Raw genomic sequence first — 18,571 nt, 5'->3', positions numbered from 1 at the left:
CCATGAATCATAAAAAAAGAGGTTATGAATAAAATAAAATATTTGATAGTATTTCTATTCTGCTTATGTCCGCTGTGGGCCGTCGGGCAGAACCAAGTGGCAAGCGGTACCGTGTCGGACGACTTGGGTCCTCTGATGGGAGTGTACGTGGGGGAGATAGATGCAGCCAACCGTATTGTGTCTGCTGCTGTGACCGATATGAACGGGCATTTCACTCTAAAAGTACAAAACCCTAAGAATAAGTTGCGTTTTACTTATATGGGGTACAAGACGGTTTTGCAGGAAATAGGAAAGCGGGCGGTTTTCGATATCATGATGGAGGAAAACAGTAAGGTTATGAAAGAAGTCGTGGTGGAAGCCCGTCCGAAGATTGCCACCGGAGGATTGGAAATACCGGAGCGTGAACAGTCTTTTGCTCAGCAGACGATCAAAATGACAGAATTCGAAGGTTTATCTTTCACTTCTGCCGATGAGGCTTTGCAAGGACGTATTGCCGGGTTGGACATTATCGCTTCATCCGGAAACTTGGGTTCCGGTACGACGATGCGTTTACGCGGTGTGTCAACCATTATGGGAAATGCAGAACCGTTGATTGTTGTGGATGACAATATCTTTGAGACCAATGCTAATGATGATATCGATTATACGAGTATGACGGATGAAAGGTTTGCCGAATTATTGTCTATCAACCCGGAAGACATAGAGAGCATTACGGTGCTGAAAGATGCGGCGGCTACGGCTATTTGGGGCTCACAAGGTTCTAACGGGGTCATCAATATCGTAACCAAGCGTGGCAGGCGTGGCAAACCCCAATTTACTTATTCTTTGAGATTGAAGGGTACTTATCAGCCTGAGGGTTACAAATTATTGAACGGAGATGAGTATACCATGCTGATGAAAGAGGAGCTATTCAATGTGAACCAAAACCCCGAAAGTCAGCCGGAATTGAATTATGACCCAACCTTTTCTGAATACGAACAATTCAATAACAATACTGACTGGAGGGATGCTGTGAAGCAGTTCGGGCTGTTCCAAACGCATTATGTTTCTTTGTCGGGAGGTGGAGAGAAAGCAAATTATCGTATTTCAGCCGGTTATGACCATCAGATAGGTTCTATTATCGCTCAGAAACTGGATCGTTTTACCACCCGTATGGCATTGGATTATTTTGTAAACGACCGTATCAAGATTTCGAGCGACTTTGCATTGACTTATACGGATAACCACATGAATAGTGATGATTTGTTGAAGGTAGCTTATACGAAGATGCCCAATCTGGCTATTTATGACGAGGATGCGTACGGTAATTCTTTGGGTACGTATTACATGCAACCGAGGTTTGTGGAACGGTACCAAGGGGACAAGGATGAACTTTCGTCACAACGCGGTAAAGTGAATCCGGTGGCTTCGGCATATTTGGCAAAGAAGGAGGAACGTAGTTATAACATCCAACCCCAATTCGATTTCCAATACCGTTTGTTAGGACTTGACGAGACTTCTCACCAATTGACTTATAAGGGGACTGTGGTATTGAGCATTTATAACAAATACAATGATTCTTACTATCCTTGGGAGTTGAAGAATGTGGATTTCAAGGAGAATGAGAAAGGGATAAATTCCGCTTCTTCGGCTTTTGAAAAGAGTTTCGGTTTTAACACACGTCATCAGTTGACATATATCCCTTATATCATGAACCAAGACCACTCGGTACGCTTGTTCTTTAAAGGGGAAATGGTTTCCGGTACGTCTAGTTCCCAGTTCTTAAGTTCATACTTGTTGCCCAGTGGAACCATCACTTCTGGAACTGCCGGTGGCTTTTTGAATGAGACGAAAACAGGAGCCGGTCATTGGCGGAAGGCCGATTGGGTCCTTCAGGGGCATTATGCCTACCAGTCCAAATATTCCTTGGATTTGGCCTTGCGCGGAGAAGGAAACACTCGTTTTGGCCAAAAGTATCGTTGGGGGTATTTTTATTCCGCATCCGGTCGTTGGAATATTTCGGATGAAAAATGGATGGAACCGACCAAAAAATGGTTGAGCATGTTTGCGGTCCGTTTCGGATGGGGTGTGACGGGTACGCAACCTCCTAAGGAGGATACCCATTTCAGTGTGTATGGTGTAGATGGGGGGTATATTAATTCCATCGGGATGCGGCCGAACAATATCCGCTTGACGGATTTGCGTTGGGAAAAACAGACTGCGTGGAACCTAGGGTGGAACATCGGTTTGTTTGATGATTTGGTAACGGCGGATATCAATTTGTATTCCCAGAAGAAAACAGACTTGATGACCGAACATGCTTCTATTCCCACAACGACCGGTTTTTCAGAGTTGATTGTGGAGAATGGCGGAGACATGTTGAATAAAGGTTATGAAATCAATTTGAACCTGAACCGTGTAAAATTGACGGGGGATTTGGCGGCTACTTTCAATTTTACATTCGCTAATAACCGGAATACTATTACGGCCATGACACCTACGCGTCTGAATGCCATTAATGGAACAGGGGTCAAGTTACCTAAAAACGGGGAGTATATGTCCCGTGTGCAGATAGACAACCCGTTTGGTGCGATTTACGGCTTGCGTTATAAAGGTGTGTACGCTTACAGTTACGACCAGTTTGACAAGGCACAGGCGTCCGGCGCGACTTGCCCGGTGGCGCGAGATAAAGCCGGAGGCGTCATTTATGGTGCCAATGGAGATCCGATGCCCATGTATTATGATTATAACGGTACGAAATATGCTTTTACCGGTGGTGACGCTATTTATGAAGACGTGAATCACGACGGGAGTATTGATCAATATGATGTGGTCTATTTAGGCAGTTCATTGCCCAAATTGACCGGTGGTTTTGGGTTTAGGTTGTTCTATAAAGGATGGAGTTTGAATACGCAGTTCAACTATCGTTATGGTAACAAGATTGCGAATGTGGCGCGAATGATGGCGGAAAACATGCATGGTGCAGACAATCAGAGTACGGCGGTGAACTATCGTTGGCGTAAGGAAGGTGACGGTGCAAATGGAGGGCATGTGTTGCCTCGGGCTTTGTATGGTCAGGGGTATAACTGGATGGGCAGTGACCGTTTTGTGGAAGACGGTTCATTCTTGCGCCTGAACTATTTGCAACTTTCTTATGGGTTTGACTCCAAGCTTGTCAAGCGCATCGGGCTTTCTCGTCTGAACCTTTACGTGAGCGGAGAGAATCTGTTCTGCCTAACGAAATACTCAGGCGTGGATCCCGAAGTAGATTATGGTAGTATGGGAGTGACTATAGATGAGGCGATAACTCCTCGTGCAAAGTCTTTTACATTCGGGTTGACAGCAACGTTCTAATGACATGAATAAACAGAAGGAAATATGAAAAAGATATTGAAAACCGGAACATTGGCCATGGCCGTTTCCCTTGCCGCTTTTACGACTTCCTGTGGCGATTTCTTGGATATAACGCCCTTGAATGCTGTGGTGGTAGAAAACTATTGGGAGAAGAAAAGCGAAGTGGAGAGTGTGATAACTTCTTGCTATTTTCACATGCAGGATAAGGGCTTTTCTCAACGCGTGATAGCCTGGGGGGAGTTACGGGGGGACAATTTGACGGAAACTTCCACTATGGCTGCAAAAGAAAAGGAACTTTATGATTTTTATACGAATAACATTGTTCCGGATAACAGTTGGACTTCGTGGGCGGATTTCTATAATGTGATCAATTTATGTAATACTATCTTGCATTATGCACCTGAAGCTCAAGCCAAGGATGGAAATTATTCAGTAGACGAATTACATACGCATGAAGCCGAAGCTAAGTCGATTCGTGCTTTGTGTTATTTCTATTTAATCCGTACCTTTAAAAAAGTGCCGTTGGTGCTCCAGGCTACTATCGGTGATGATGTGGATTTCAAAGTACGTGCATCCTCTGAGCAGGAAGTATTGGAACAGATTATTGCAGATTTGGAATGGTCGAAAGATTATATATGGAATAAAAAGTTTTTTGGTGATGTACGCGAAAGGAAAGGACGTTTCAATAAATTATCTGTGAAAGCCCTTTTGGCAGATATTTACTTGTGGAAAGGGGATTATGCCAGGTGTGCGCAGTATTGTAAGGAAATCATGGATGAGAAAATGGCAGAGTACAATGCCATCAAAGCAGCAGAATTGGAGGGGAATTTTATATCTTCTTCTACAGAAGGTTCTCTGACCTTGTACAATGGCTATCCGCTTTTGGATGAATCTTATTCATCTCATTATCCTTATACCATGTTGTATGAGCGGGGAAATTCATTTGAAAGTGTTTTTGAGCTCCAATACGATTATGATAACCGTAAGGATGGCAATGAAGGTGTTTCTTATTTCTATGGGAATCATAAAGATCTCTCAGGAAAGGTCAATGCAGCGGCTTATTTGACCAATCAGACGGCTGGTGCCTTGTTTGCAGACGCATCGGATTTGCGGTTGGAAGAGAATACCGGATATATGGGTGAACCCTCAAACAGTTATCCTATCTATAAGTTTCGTTTCTTGTATTTCGGAAATGATGAAAGAGGGTTTCGTTCCACGGCAGAGAATTGGATTGTTTACCGTTTGACGGATGTGATGTTGATGCGTGCTGAAGCTTTGGCTTATATGGGAGGGGATGAAAACAGTCAGGAAGCTTTTGAGATTGTGAAATCTGTGAACATGCGGTCGTGCAAAGGGCGTAGTTTGTTGGTGTTTGATGCCGATAAAATAAAGAATATCGTTTTGGATGAACGGCAACGTGAACTGATGTTTGAGGGGAAGCGTTGGTATGACTTGATGCGAATGGTACGTCACTCCGACAATCCGGTGAATGCGATGTCCACTTTGCGTAGTACATATTTGCAACGTAAATATGGAACAGGAGGACGCGATGCCGTGGCTCGAATGGGATCATTGGATAATTTGTATCTGCCTTTTTATCAGAAAGAGTTAGATGTGAATCCGTTGTTAGTACCGGATCAGAATCCGGCTTACATCATTTATTAATCAAGAGTAAATAGAAGTAATATGAAACGTAACATATATAATAAGGTAATAGGATGTGTGGTTTTGGCAACAACATTATTGGGTTGTTATGACGACGGTGTGGAAGGTGACAGTTATTATGTGTTTCAGGGACAGACGATTGGTGATTATTTGGATGCAGACGGGAAATATGGTGAGTTTTCCACTATTTTGGAACGTGCCGGCATGAAAGGTTTGATGTATGCTTATGGGGATTACACTTGCTTTGCACCGACCAACGAGGCCATAGACCGTTATGTGGATAGTAATTATCCGGGCTGTACGTTGGAAACTTTGCCGGATTCAGCTGTGGTGGCTTTGGCCAAAAGTCATTTGATAGACATTCGCTACTTGACTTCAGATTTTTCAACAGGCTATCTTCAGGAGTCTAACATGTACGACCGTAAGGTACAAGTGACCATTGAAAAAGAGTTCGATGCTGAAATAAGCGATAGTATGACAGTGTATGTCTTGAACGATTATTCACGGATTATCCAAGCTAACGATACTGTGAGCAATGGGGTTGTTCATACAATAGATCGAGTGTTGGAGCAGTCCAGTTATGTGTTACCGGATTACATGCAGTCCAAATGTGAGATGTTGGGTTTTACCCTGTTTATGGAGGCTTTGAAACAGACTCATTTGACGGATTCCATGTTAAGGGAAAAAGATGAAAGCCCGGAAATGTTGTCCCGATTGGCCCAATATGCTTCGAATTCGGAGTACACTACGGCTGGGCATAAAGTTCCTCCGGCCCGTAAGTTCGGTTATACGGTACTGGTAGAGAAAGATGAATTGTATAAAACGGTCTATGATCCGCAAAATATGGGTAAGCCTGTCTATACAGGGGATCTTCAGGCGGATTTGGCATCCTTGTTTAATTATGCAAAGGATATATATGACAAGGTATATCCGGATGATAAGGGATTGTATGATGATGACTATACTCATCCCAAGAATCCTTTAAACCGTTTTGTTGCTTATCATATCTTGGACCGTAATGCAAGCTATGGGGATTTGGTACGTTCTACTCCGGATTGGTCTGTGCAGGAAGGTGGGGATTTTGTGGAGTACTACGAAACCATGGCCGGTAATTTGTTGCGTGCCCAAAAAGTATCTCTTTTGGGAGACGGGATATACTTAAATCGCTGTGATGATGTGAATAGGGCTGACAACAGGATGGATGGTGCGGAAGTCCTTCCTTCCGGAGGTTCTTCAACAGTAAATGGCAATTTCCAATTTCTGAGCAGTATCCTTTCTTATAATGAAAATGTCGTGAAAATGCTTCGTAGTGAACGAATCCGTATTGATACGGGGGTTTTGTTTCCTGAATTGGTGAACAATGATGTCCGTTTGGATCCGGATGGAGATATGTTATGGTGGCATTTCCCGGAAGGATATTTTGATGATGTGCGTTATGACAGCCAATGCGATTGCAAATATAACCGTTGGCCTAATCCTCAGGGAACCGGAATGGGGTCGCACTATGATTTGGCAGCATTCCGTACGGATAATATGAATTTTGCGGGGGAATATGATGTGATGTTGCGTTTGCCTGCCGTGCCTGCCGGTCAGTATGAGATTAGATTAGGGTACGTGGCTAATGGCCTTATGGGGATTGCGCAAATTTATTTTGGACAAAATAGTGAATACATGCAACCCACCGGAATCCCTTTGAATTTGGGATGGGGAGGGGGAATGCCCAAAGTGGGAATGATAGCAGACGATGCTTTGTTTGATGATATTCATAATGACGTGTCGAATAATTTCGAAGGAAAGACAACCATCACCGAAAATGATAAGGCTATGCGTAATTTGGGGTATATGAAAGGGCCTGCCTGCGTGTATAGAGTAGACAATGACAGGGTTTCATTACGTGCGAAGTTGGTTAACGATTGGTGGTATATACGTAATATCGTCACCACTCAGACTTTGGAAGAAAAACCTTCTTATTTACGCCTGCGTAAAGTGGATGAAAGAACCGGGCGCATGTTGAATATCGATTTTATCGAAATTGTGCCGAAAAGTGTGTATAATGGTGCTATACCAGAAGATAGAAATTAAATTAAAAGCAGAAGATTATGAAAGATACTAAAAAATATACCAGGGTAGCTATTTGTTGCGTGGCGGTATTGGCTACCGGATTGGTCTTGTCTTGTTCGGACGATTGGGATGCACATTATGATGGTCTGCCCCGTCCTACAAGGACTTTGTGGCAGGAAATTACTGCCCGTCCGGAGTTGGCGGATTTTGCAAAATTGCTTAAAAGCCATGGTTATGACAAGTTCTTGGATTCGGGTCAACGTTATACGGTTTGGGCGCCTACCGGTACTATAGACACGACATTGGTGACCGGTGAGAACATGACTTCGGATGAAGTGATGGAACAAGTAGTTAAAAACCATATCGCCCGTGGAGTTATTGCGGCGTCGTCTGTTGTGAACGATACTATAAAAGTGTTGAATGGGAAGCCCATGCCTTTTGTGTCAGAAGGGGGTGTGCCTCATTTCAATGGCTCGCCGGCCAAATCTTTTAATATTGAATGCAGTAATGGAGATTTGCATATATTAGATCACCAGGCGGTTTATAATAACAATGTTTGGTCTTATTTGAGACAAGATGCTGATTTTTCTAATATTACCAATTATTTGTATAGCTTTAATAAATTGGAGTTTGTGCCTGAATTGAGTACACCGGGCGGTGTGGTGAATGGGGAACAGGTGTATACGGATTCCGTGTTTGTCTTAACAAATGAATTGTGGGGGCAGATTGGCTACTTGAATGACGAGCAGCGGAATTATACGATGTTGGTTCCCGTGAATGATTGTTGGGACCGGTTGGTGGATAAGTTTAAGGGCTTTTATCATTATTCGGAAGACGAAGAACCGGAATTGGCAGACAAGTATGCGTGTCGCAGCATATTGGATGCTTTGGTTTTTGAAACCCGTAGTCAGTCTTCGACATCCGATTATTGGGAAAGTACGTCCGGAAAATTGTTCTATCGTCCCCAAGATGCCGGGGGCTTGTTTGAAGGGACCGAAGCCATTGGTTGTAGCAATGGACAAATATTGAAAGCGGCCGATGTGAATTTGAGCCCCTATCAGGTCTTAAACAGTGACATTGTTGTTGAAGCCGAAAATATCGGTGATTATCTGCTTGCAGCTAATTATTACGATGAAAATAAGGATCGTCCTGTGTTTGTTGCCGCAGCAAATACCGGTGTGTCATCTAGTTATTACATGAAGTTTACTTCTACGAACATGTTACGGGGCGCCACCGTCACTTATGCTATCCCAAACGTATTGTCTTGCGCCTATGATATAGGGATTGTATTTGTTCCGATGAATTTGACGCGTAATGGTTGGTCTTCTTCCATTGATACAAAAAAAGGGCGTGTGGATGTCGAATTGAATGATAAATACACGAATGAAAAGCTGGCAGTGGGAGGGATTGAAATACCAGGTGACAAGGTTGATACGATATGGGTGGCACAAGGGTATCATTTTGCTTATTGTGATTATTTCCCCGATCGTGTTTCTATGGAAGATGCTAAAATCTCTTTAAAAATCGTTAGTACGCCTAAACGTAGTGAGTCGGATTATACACGTGATTTATACATTGATTGCATATTGTTGAAACCCTCAATTGATGGAGATTTAAGTGATGAAGAATAAGAATCTATATAGTATATGTTTTTGTATGGCCTTGGCAGGCAGTCTGCAAACGGTCTATGGGCAGGTGGATGCGGAAGGGATGATAGATTCCACGTTATCGGCCGCAGGAAGAGAAACCGATTCACTTCAGATTGTAGTGCAGAGAGAAATGAATAAGCTTCCCACGGTGGTTTGTAAGGGGACATTGGTCGATGCTGCCACAGGTGGGCCAGTGCAGGGCGGCATCATACAAGTAGCCGGAGACGAACGGTTCAGTTCCATTTCCGACGAACAGGGTGCTTTTGAAATAAAAGTGCCGTTGTATGCCAATCAATTGTTGGTGCGTACACCTACTTATGCCTTGGCTAGGGTACATTTGGTTGGAAAAGGAAAAGAATTAGTAGTGAGGATGTATTCAGAATATTTTTCCGATGGTTATGCCAATGAAGTGAGGGTGACGAATAAGAGCAGTGTCGGAGATTTTTCTCCAAATTCGTCATTGACCATTGAAGACGAAATGGCTAAAAAGCTTGGTGCTGATTTACGTGTATTGCTTCGTTCGGGTAATCCGGCTCAAGGAGCGAACATGTTTATTGGAGGATATAATTCGTTGAATGGAGGCGGGCAACCTTTGTTTGTAGTGGACGGTGTGATTCTTGATACTCAAAACGGGCGTTCGTTAATGCACGAAGGTTATGTCAATAACGTGCTTTCAGCCATTAGTGTTAATGACATTGAGAAAGTTACAGTGTTGAAAAACGCCACTGCATTATATGGGGCGAAAGGTGCCAATGGTGTTGTGATGATTGAGACAAAACGTGCAAAGAGTATGGCTACACGGATTGATGTAGATATCTATGGAGCGGTTGAATTGTTACCGAAATTGCCTTCAATGATGAATGCCGGGCAATATCGTTTGTATGCAACGGATGTGATGGGGAACGTGACGGAAACTCCGGATTTTTTGGATGATTTTACAACGGACAAGCAAAAGTACGCCATGTACCATAACGATACGGACTGGAAGGATTATGTTTATCATGAAGCTTTCACACAAAATTACGGTGTAAACGTGCAAGGTGGTGACGATGTGGCTAATTACAATCTCTCCATAGGCTATGCTAATGCGCAAAGTACATTGAAATACAATGATTTCTCACGGTTGAATATGCGTTTCAATACAGATGTGAAGTTTATGAAGAATTTGGATTGCAGTTTAGATGTGGCTTATTCCAATACGACCCGGAATTTACGGGATGATGGAATGGGCAATGGGCAGATGTTGTCTCCGGGAATGTTGAGCCTTATTAAATCACCTGTATTGGCTGCATACAATCCTGACCAATATGGCAGATTTACGGCATCCATGGCAGACTACGATTGTTTTAACTTGTCCAATCCCTTGTCCATATTGGAAAATGGCGACGCAAGTAATAAAAACCGGTTGGAGTATACTTTGTTTTCATTGAGTGCCATGCCGAAATGGAAAATCAATCGAAACTTGACACTGTCTGAAAAGGTAAGTTATGTGTTGAATAATGTTACGGAACGTTCGTTTATCCCGGATGAAGGGGTACCAACTTTTACAGAGAGTGGTGACGATATGACTGTTAACAGGGCAAGGGCTTATTCTAGTAAGCAATTGTCCGTGGCGAGCGACACCAGAATTGATTGGTCGTGCCGTTATGGTGGACATGTGATTCATCTTTTTGGAGGTTTCCGTTATTTAAGCGATTCATTTAATTCAGATGCTATTCGTGCAGATAACAGTGCGGGCGATAAATTGCCGAATATTTCCAATGAAATGAAAAACCGTAAGGTAGACGGTATTATTGAAGAATGGAAATCCACAGCTGTGTATGTGAATGCGGATTGGAATTATGCGGATAAGTATTTTTTGCAGGGAACGTTGACTGCGGAGACATCTACGCGTTTCGGTAAGAATGCCACAGGGGGAATGAAACTGGGCGATTATGTCTGGGGGGTATTCCCGTCCTTACAGGCGGCTTGGGTGGTTTCCGCCGAACCTTTCTTTCAAAACGTGAAAGGTATTGACTATTTGAAACTGAATGTCGGCATCGACCAATCGGGCAATGATAATATTGATTGCTTTGCCTCCCGGTCTTATTTTGCTCCAAGTGCATTCTTGAATCATACGTCGGGTTTGGCCTTGGCCAATATCGGTAATGATAAACTAAAATGGGAGACTGTCACGCGGATTTCTGTAGGTTTGGATATGTCCGTTTGGCATGACCGTTTGTCGCTTGGATTCAATTATTATAAGTCTTATGTGAACAATATGTTAGCTTATAAGACATTGGGAGGGGTGAGCGGATTGCGTAATTATTGGAGTAATGAGGGTAAGATGGAAAACCAGGGCTTTGATGTTGCGGCAGTGGCTAAAGTCATGGCATTAAAGGATTTCTCATGGGAAATTTCTGCAAGTGTCGGCCATTACAAGAATGAGGTGACTGCGTTGCCAGATAACGATAAGACGATTTATACTTCGGTTTATGGTGGTGAGGTCATGACTAAAGTCGGAAACCCAATCGATTTGTTCTATGGTTACAAGACACAAGGGGTGTTTGCCACTTCAGAAGAAGCTGCTAAAACAGATTTACGTAATGGAAGTGAAAATGGAAGTGCTTTCCGTGCAGGTGATGTGCATTTCTCCGATTTGGTAGCTGATGGGGTGATTGATAATAAGGACAAAGATGTAATCGGCAACCCCAATCCGGATGTTTTCGGTAATTTCGGGACTAGCCTGCATTACAAAAATTGGACATTGGATGCCTTTTTCAGTTATTCATTGGGGAATGACATTTACAATTATCAACGTGCCGTATTGGAAAGCGGAAATTCTTATTATAATCAGACCACAGCTATGTTGAATCGTTGGACTTCAGAGGGGCAGCTGACTTCAATCCCCCGTGTGGAATACGGTGATAGGATGGGAAACGCACGTTTTTCTGATCGTTGGATTGAGGATGGCTCTTACTTGAAACTCAAGACTTTAAGTTTGAGTTATCGTTTCCCTTTCAACTTGACGTTTCTACAAGGGATTACAGTTTGGGGAGCTGCAAATAATCTATTTACGTGTACAAAATATTTGGGTAGCGATCCAGAACTTTCCATTTCAGGCAATCCGATTTATCAGGGGATTGACCGTGGTTTGTTAGGGCACGGGCGCAGTTTCGTTTTAGGTGTTAAAATAAATCTTTAACAAGGATATGAAGATGTTAAAAAACATATTAAAGTTGACCGCCATTTGGATGGCGGCTACGGTATCTTTCACGGCTTGTGAAGTGGATACTACTACGGTGATGTTTGAAGAAGACCATGACTTTTCTCAACCGGGCGATACCGTGTTCTCTATGTTGGGTATATTGGACAAGGTTCAAGACGTGGTCGAAAAAGGAGTGCTTTTAGGGGAATTGAGAGGAGATTTGGTAAAGCCTGATCCTTTTGTCGGTACAAGTAGTGCTTGGGTGGATTTGACTCGTTTTGAGAATTTGGAAAATGCGACTTTCAACCGTTATCGGGATTACTATGCCATTGTGAATAATTGCAATTTCTATTTGGAACGTGCGGATGCCGAGATGGAGCGTCGCGGGCAGAAAGTGTTCCTGAAGGAATATGCAGCCGTGAGTGCCTACCGGGCGTGGGCTTACTTGCAATTGGCCTTGCTTTATGGCGAAGTCCCGTTCTATACTCAGCCTTTGCTGTCTTATTCTGAAATAGAGCAAGTGATGAATGATCCTTCCAAGCGGAAGGGATTGGGTGAGATTTGTTCTTATTTCATTGATGATTTGCTTCCTTACGTTGATGTGCCGTTTCCCAATTATGGGAACTTCACTTATGATCAGAGTAGTTCAGTAAATAGTAGTGATTTTTTTCTTCCAATTCGTTTACTGAGAGGTGACCTTTATTTATGGCGTGGTTCATTGGATGGTAATAAATCTGATTTTGCTAAGGCTGCACAAGAATATCGTGATTATTTATTGTCTGAAAAACGATTTGTAAGTCCTGATGTAAAGGTGGCTTATCGGACTGTGGATATGGATGGTGCCCAAATTGTGGATCGTTGGAGTTCCGTTTTTCTCGGAAACAATTATAATGAAAGTATTAGCCTCGTTCCATTTGCAGGCAATTCTCAATATGGAAAATTGGGAAGTTTGCGGCAATCGTTTAGGTCTTTCATGGGGTCTGATGCTCTTCAGAAATTAGTGGATGAGTCTTATTATTGTTACGTGATGTATACAGAAGAATCAGAATCGGGTGAAAGTGAGTATATGTCTCGTTTTACGGGTTTGGCAAAGGATACCTTATATTACGGGACAAAGGAAAATCCTCAGTATTATTCATATATCACAGTACCGGGCACACCGCAATATTTCATGGGCGATTTGCGTTTCAACCGGGATTATCAGGAGGGATACGGGTTGAGCATCAATAAGTATTCCTCTTCTTGGCCGCATGTGACCACCTATCGTACGGGAGCGGTATACCTTCGTCTGGCCGAGGCCATCAACCGTGCGGGTTATCCGTTGACGGCTTTCCATGCGTTGAAGTATGGTTTGAGCCGTGGCAATTTGATACAATATGATGCCAATGGGGAATATCGCCGTCTGATGCAGTCCGGTTATACGTTTTACGACATGTATGACAACAAGGATAATATTGGTTTGCATGCACGCGGTTGTGGTAACGCGGAGATGGACACGTTGCATTACTCGTTACCCACCATGGCTTCGCTTCAGGACAGCATTCAGAAAGTGGAGGATATGATTTGCGACGAAATGGCTTTGGAGACGGCCTACGAAGGCAACCGTTTCTATGACTTGATGCGCTTTGCGTTCCGTCGCGGAGAAGATTTTCTGGCTTCCCGTGTGGCACGGCGTAATAATCCGGATATGCCGGACCAGACGCTCTACAACAAATTGAAAGACCGCAAAAACTGGTATTTGCCGATGGTGGAGAATTGAGAATGGTATATTGAGGAATGGCAGGCATGGAACGCAGGCATAGGCTCTTTTCCATGCCTGTTTTTTCTGCAAAAAATATGAAATGGGAAAAAATGACATACGTTTTGTCGAAAATTGCCCTATCCTCTTTGGGTAAGGTGGCTTAATTTTGCGATTAGAAAACTAAAGAACCCAATATCATGGAAATATTCACGGAAAGTCAATTCTCAGCATGTTATATACATTACCGGAGGCGGGTGAGAGGTTATATCTTGTCTCGGGTTTCCGACCGTGAAGAGGCGGAGGATCTGACTCAGGACGTATTTGAAAATATATGGAGATGCAGGGAAGGGGTACGCAAGGAAACGCTTCACAATTTAGTCTATACGGTTATGCGGAACACCGTGATAGACTATCTGCGCCGCCGTTATATGAAAAAAGACAAGATGGACATATACACCTGCTGTGAGGAGGAGGGCCGCAGTACGGTAGAAGAAGATTATTATTACAAGGAGCTTCGCGTGGCGCATAGGAAGATGGTGAAACAGTTGTCCGAGAAACGCCGTCAGGCATATATTTTGTATTTTTACAGGGGTATGTCGTATGCTTCCATTGCCGACAGGCTCAGTGTGTCCGAACGTTCTGTGGGCAGTCATTTGCAAAGGGCGTTCAGGGCGGTGCGTCTGGGGGTGGACGGGATATACCGGTATAAGGCGGGGTGAATGGAACCGGAAGTCCCATTCTTGACAATATGTGCACTCTTTCCGCTTTCCGGCATGCAAATGGAAAGGGAAAAGGCTTTCTTCCCATTGGCCGGAGTTGTGTCAAAAGCCTGAAACAGGTATGGAAGAGGCTTTTTAGGAATACTTTTTTAAGGTTTCAAGGCATTTTTTTATGTTTATTCACCAAAGACATGAATCGTTTGGAGCAGAATGAAAAATCGTTCGGCTGAGAAAACATTTTTTTTCTCCTCGTGACGGTCGGAAGTCATGCGCTTATCGGTGGAACAAGTGCCTTAAAACCGTGGCTCAACCTGCTGCGGATGCCATTATTTTCTCTATTTGGAAAGGAAAAGCCTGTGGGTTCGGAGTGTCTTTTGGTAAGCTGGAACGCCTTACTGGTTACGCCATTCTTTGGGGGCTGCGCAGAACGCGCCTTATGGTTTTCATTATGATAACGGAATACATTTCCGGCTTTCATCTTGCCTTTTCCCGACGGTGCGAGAATCGCGTATTTACGGCGGACATCCAAGTGGGGGACGAATAAACGAGTCACGCACCATCGGAATTGACTTTTTGCCATTTTGTAATTGGAGGTTTTTACAGACGTAGGATTTGCTCTTTGCTTAAGAAATCCAGAAACTTCCGGTAGGCCGTGCAATTCCGGAGCAGCGTTTCGTTTCCGGTCATGAAAAATTGCTTGCGTGCCCGGGTGAGGGCCACGTTGAGCTTGCGGTCTATTTCCCGACCGTCTGTCATGACCGGTTCGGACAAGATGGAGAGCTGGTACGGACGGCTGACGGTGGTGCTGAATATGATGATGTCGCGTTGGCTGCCCTGATAACGTTCCACCGTGTCGATGGTGATGTCGGCCGTGTCGGGAATGTGCCGTTCAGCCAAGGCTTTGCGTATCATGGCGATTTGTGCGCGGAAGGGGACGATAATTCCGATTTGCTTACAGGGACTGAAGGGTATGCCCGAGCGGCTGTACAGTTGGCAAAGGGTATGTATCAGACGTGCCACAGTCTCGGCTTCCCGCTTGTTGCTTTTGGATGAATCGCCCACGTTCGGCAGACCTTGGGCAAGCTTGGTCTGCTCTTGCTTACTCTCGATTTTCGTGTAATATTCTGCTTCGTCGGCTTGTACGGAAATAAATGCCATACGTGTACCGGCCACGAAGGCGGTCCATCGGTCATCGTCCGGACGGGTGCCGAATGCCAGTGGTTCCTGTTGATGGGGGAGGGGAACGGCATCCAGTCCGCCGTTATAATAATTACGGTTGACAAATTCGCAGATGGACGGATGCATGCGTCCTTGGCGATGAAGCATTTCCACGATGTTTTTCGTGCCTTGCAGGCTGCTCAGCCGGTGCAGGCGTTCAAACAGGGAGTTACGGCAGTCGGTCAGCCCGATGGCTTGCAGGCTATCCTCGGTCACCCGTGACATTTCCCGGGGTTGGCTCACGACGGCGGGCAGTTGCTTGTGGTCGCCGATGAGGATGAACTTCCCGATGGCCAGACGGTTCAGGTTATAGTCTCCCCGGTTCACCGCAGTAGTGGCGCATAGCAGGGGGAGCAGTTGGGGCTCGAGCACTTGTGAGGCTTCGTCGATGATAGCCACGTCGATGACTTTCAGGCTGAATAGCTCTGTCTGGCTGCATAGGCTGCTGATGGTGCCGGCAAACACCCTGACGGGCGCCAACTTCTCGTAGATTTCTTTTCGGGAGGTGGCATCCCCGATGACGTGCTTCATGAGCCGTGGCCGGAAGTCCGGGGCGCAGTTCAGTTCCTGACCGATGCGGATATATTCCGGAGCAGGGTTGATGGCAGACAGCGTATGGCAGATTTCATCCACAGCCCGGTTGGTATAAGCCATGAGCAGGAGGGTCTTTTGTGGAGAATCCGACAAGAACTCTTCCACCATGGATTTCAAGGCTACCGACGTCTTTCCTGTCCCCGGCGGTCCGACAAGCAGGAAGTAATCCCGGGCCTGTTTGGCTTTCAGGACGATACGGTCTATTTCTTCATTCAGGTAATGCCGGTGGAGCCTTACGGACGGATCGGTGGCCGGTGGCCGTATGCCCAACAGCAGCTCTTTCCGTTCCCGTGGGGCGGTGAGCAGGCTGAACAGTCCCGAGTAGGCTTGGTTGAATGTGGCGTCCATGTAACCCGGCTCTATGGCATAAAGGCTGTCGGGGTGGAATACTCCGGCATTCCGCTGCTTGTAAGATAGTTTCAGCAGCATGTGTTCAGGATGGATTTCCTCTATGGTACAACGGAAGAACTGTTTGTTCGTCACGTTGTCCCCTTCGTGGTTCCGTTCGTAGAGCATTACCATGTCGCCCTGCCGGAAGTTCGGGAGGAAGTCTTCGCCGTATTCCGGAAGTTTCAAATCCAGCCGCACGATGGCACCTTCCTCGTCGGGGACGGGATGCAGTTTCAGTCCGGTCAGGATGTTTCCGTTCTGTTGTTTGGTCAGTGTGTCGCAGCACCATGTTTCGGAGAACCCGCCCGGCGAGTCCGCCCGGTCGTCCCCGACTTTGGCGCGGAATTGTTCGCGGGCGGTAAACGTCAGGAAGCGATGGAAATAATCGGCTTCCGCGCCCCTCATGCCATGAAGTGGTGTCAGTATTTCCATCATGCGGGGGCGCAGGTAACGAGTGTAGAGCCGATCGCCCCGTCCGTTCACGTTGAGCCGTTCTTCCGTCAGCTCGTCTATCAACGCACGGGATTCCCCCCTTCTCAGGCGGTGCTCTATGTGCAGGATGGCATTCCGCAGGGCCATGGCGCGGCGGATATGGCTGCGCGGCACGTCGACGGCATAAAGCCCGGGATAGCGTGAATAGAAGAGGTAAGACTGTACCTGTTCATGCCTGCGGTCCAGGTTATAATACAGGATTTCTTTGTACAGGGCCATTTGCAGGCGGTGTTCGTCCTTCGGGCTACGGTAGGGATATTCGTCCGCTTTTCCGCTTTTCAGTTCCACTAACTTGTCGGCGTTTCGGGTGAGCAGGTCCATACGTCCTTGCAACCCGAGGGCTTCGCAAAGGAAAGACGGCTCCAGTTCCACTTCCGTTTTCCGGATGTCGATGCCTGCGGCACTGAAACTGTTGCGTACGGTTTGCCGGATGTGGTGGAATTGCATTTCGCAGCGGTTGAAGAAATCGCGGTCGATGTCCGGCAAGGTGGACCAGGCAAGAGGGGAGATCCGGAAGGAATTCTGCATGGAACGCAGGTAGAGTTCCGCTTCTGCCGTCCCGTCTGCATTTTGGGTAAATCGCTCACGCCCGGCAGACTCCGGGCAAGCCCGGTCTGCTCTCTTTAAATCGCGATTTTGGATAAATCGCTCACGTTCGGCAGAGCCAAGCCTGAAAACTTCGTTTTCGCTTGTTTCTTCTCTCTCTAAATCGCGATTTTCATTCACGCAGTCGTCCAGAAACTGGTTGGCCGCATTTCCCAACTGTATGGCCGCAGAGCGTGCCGGAGGAGCGAATTTGTTCAACAAGTGGGTGTAAGCCGAATACCCGTACGGTCTGATGCAGGCGCACAAGGCTGTGATGTCAATCAGGAAATCCGGGTCGAGAACCAACATCTCGGGTTTTAGGACATAAGGATATGCGCCTTCCGCCTTTATGGCTTTGACCGATAAGAGATTGAGCTGCGCCCCTTCGTACAGTTGTTCTTTCAAGTCGGCGAACGTGCGGTCGGTTTCGTCGGCATATTCCACTTTCAACAGTTGTTCCGTGGGATGCGTGTGGTCTTTTCCATAAATGAAATGCTCGTCCCACCGGTGCACCGTTATCCGGATACGTTTGGCCTGCGGTACTTTTTCGGCAGGTGCGGGAGCGGGTCGCCAATGGCGGGGCAGGCGTTTTTGCACGTCTTCCGGAACATGGGTTTGGTAAAAAGCGGCCAATCCTTCGCAGACCGCTTTTAAGTCGTAGGCTTCATCCTCTCCGTCGGGCAGGAAAAGCCCTTTTTGTATTCGTCCGGCCCGCGCACGGAACACTTCCAACGGGTGGGACGGATGGCCGGTTTGTTTGCAGAGCCAATATAGGCGTGCGGCTGTGTGGGTGAAATCCACCGGACTGTGGCGGGTCCGGTCTTTCAGCGCACGGAGCAACAGCGCGTCGAGGGCATGGTAACGTGCGGTACAGTCCATGTCCGGCTGCATGATGTTTCTGATTTCATCGAATATGTCCTGAATCTCTTCCGTCATG

The 18,571-nt window shown here is 45.8% G+C and carries 9 protein-coding genes; 7 read left to right on the top strand and 2 right to left on the bottom strand.

Going from position 1 to position 18,571, the window contains the following annotated elements; genetic code table 11:
• Positions 1–24: 24 nt before the first annotated feature.
• The 7 genes from HMPREF9441_RS06515 (at position 25) to HMPREF9441_RS06485 (ending at position 14,355) form a co-directional block, all read left to right on the top strand.
• Positions 25–3,333, top strand: coding sequence for a SusC/RagA family TonB-linked outer membrane protein (locus tag HMPREF9441_RS06515; protein ID WP_008619396.1), 3,309 nt, complete (start codon positions 25–27; stop codon positions 3,331–3,333).
• A gap of 24 nt (positions 3,334–3,357) precedes the next feature.
• Positions 3,358–4,998, top strand: a complete 1,641-nt coding sequence (locus tag HMPREF9441_RS06510) for a RagB/SusD family nutrient uptake outer membrane protein (RefSeq protein ID WP_008619394.1) — start codon at positions 3,358–3,360, stop codon at positions 4,996–4,998.
• Positions 4,999–5,019: 21 nt separating this feature from the next.
• Entirely contained in the window at positions 5,020–7,080 is a 2,061-nt protein-coding gene (locus HMPREF9441_RS06505) for a fasciclin domain-containing protein (protein WP_008619392.1), read from the top strand.
• Between the two features lie 17 nt (positions 7,081–7,097).
• Entirely contained in the window at positions 7,098–8,690 is a 1,593-nt protein-coding gene (locus HMPREF9441_RS06500) for a fasciclin domain-containing protein (RefSeq protein WP_008619390.1), read from the top strand.
• Complete coding sequence (locus HMPREF9441_RS06495; protein WP_008619387.1) at positions 8,680–11,892, top strand: SusC/RagA family TonB-linked outer membrane protein; 3,213 nt, start codon at positions 8,680–8,682, stop codon at positions 11,890–11,892. Before HMPREF9441_RS06500 ends, HMPREF9441_RS06495 begins: the two co-directional genes overlap by 11 nt.
• Positions 11,893–11,899: 7 nt before the next feature.
• A complete protein-coding gene (locus HMPREF9441_RS06490; RefSeq protein ID WP_008619384.1) occupies positions 11,900–13,654 on the top strand; it encodes a RagB/SusD family nutrient uptake outer membrane protein in 1,755 nt (584 codons plus the stop codon).
• 179 nt (positions 13,655–13,833) lie between these two features.
• A complete protein-coding gene (locus tag HMPREF9441_RS06485; protein ID WP_008619380.1) occupies positions 13,834–14,355 on the top strand; it encodes an RNA polymerase sigma factor in 522 nt (173 codons plus the stop codon).
• Between the two features lie 265 nt (positions 14,356–14,620).
• Here the strand turns inward: HMPREF9441_RS06485 and HMPREF9441_RS18750 are convergent, their stop codons facing one another.
• Positions 14,621–14,935, bottom strand: coding sequence for a hypothetical protein (locus HMPREF9441_RS18750; RefSeq protein WP_021981637.1), 315 nt, complete (start codon positions 14,933–14,935; stop codon positions 14,621–14,623).
• Positions 14,936–14,952: 17 nt separating this feature from the next.
• The gene (locus tag HMPREF9441_RS06480) at positions 14,953–18,570 is read right to left on the bottom strand and encodes a DEAD/DEAH box helicase (RefSeq protein ID WP_008619374.1); all 3,618 of its coding nucleotides are present in this window, start codon (positions 18,568–18,570) and stop codon (positions 14,953–14,955) included.
• Between the last annotated feature and the right edge of the window lies 1 nt (position 18,571).

It is taken from the genome of Paraprevotella clara YIT 11840, assembly GCF_000233955.1.
Taxonomy (GTDB): Bacteria; Bacteroidota; Bacteroidia; order Bacteroidales; family Bacteroidaceae; genus Paraprevotella; species Paraprevotella clara.
The sequence above is the reverse complement of the archived record's forward strand: the minus strand, read 5'-3'. Positions and strand labels throughout refer to the sequence as shown.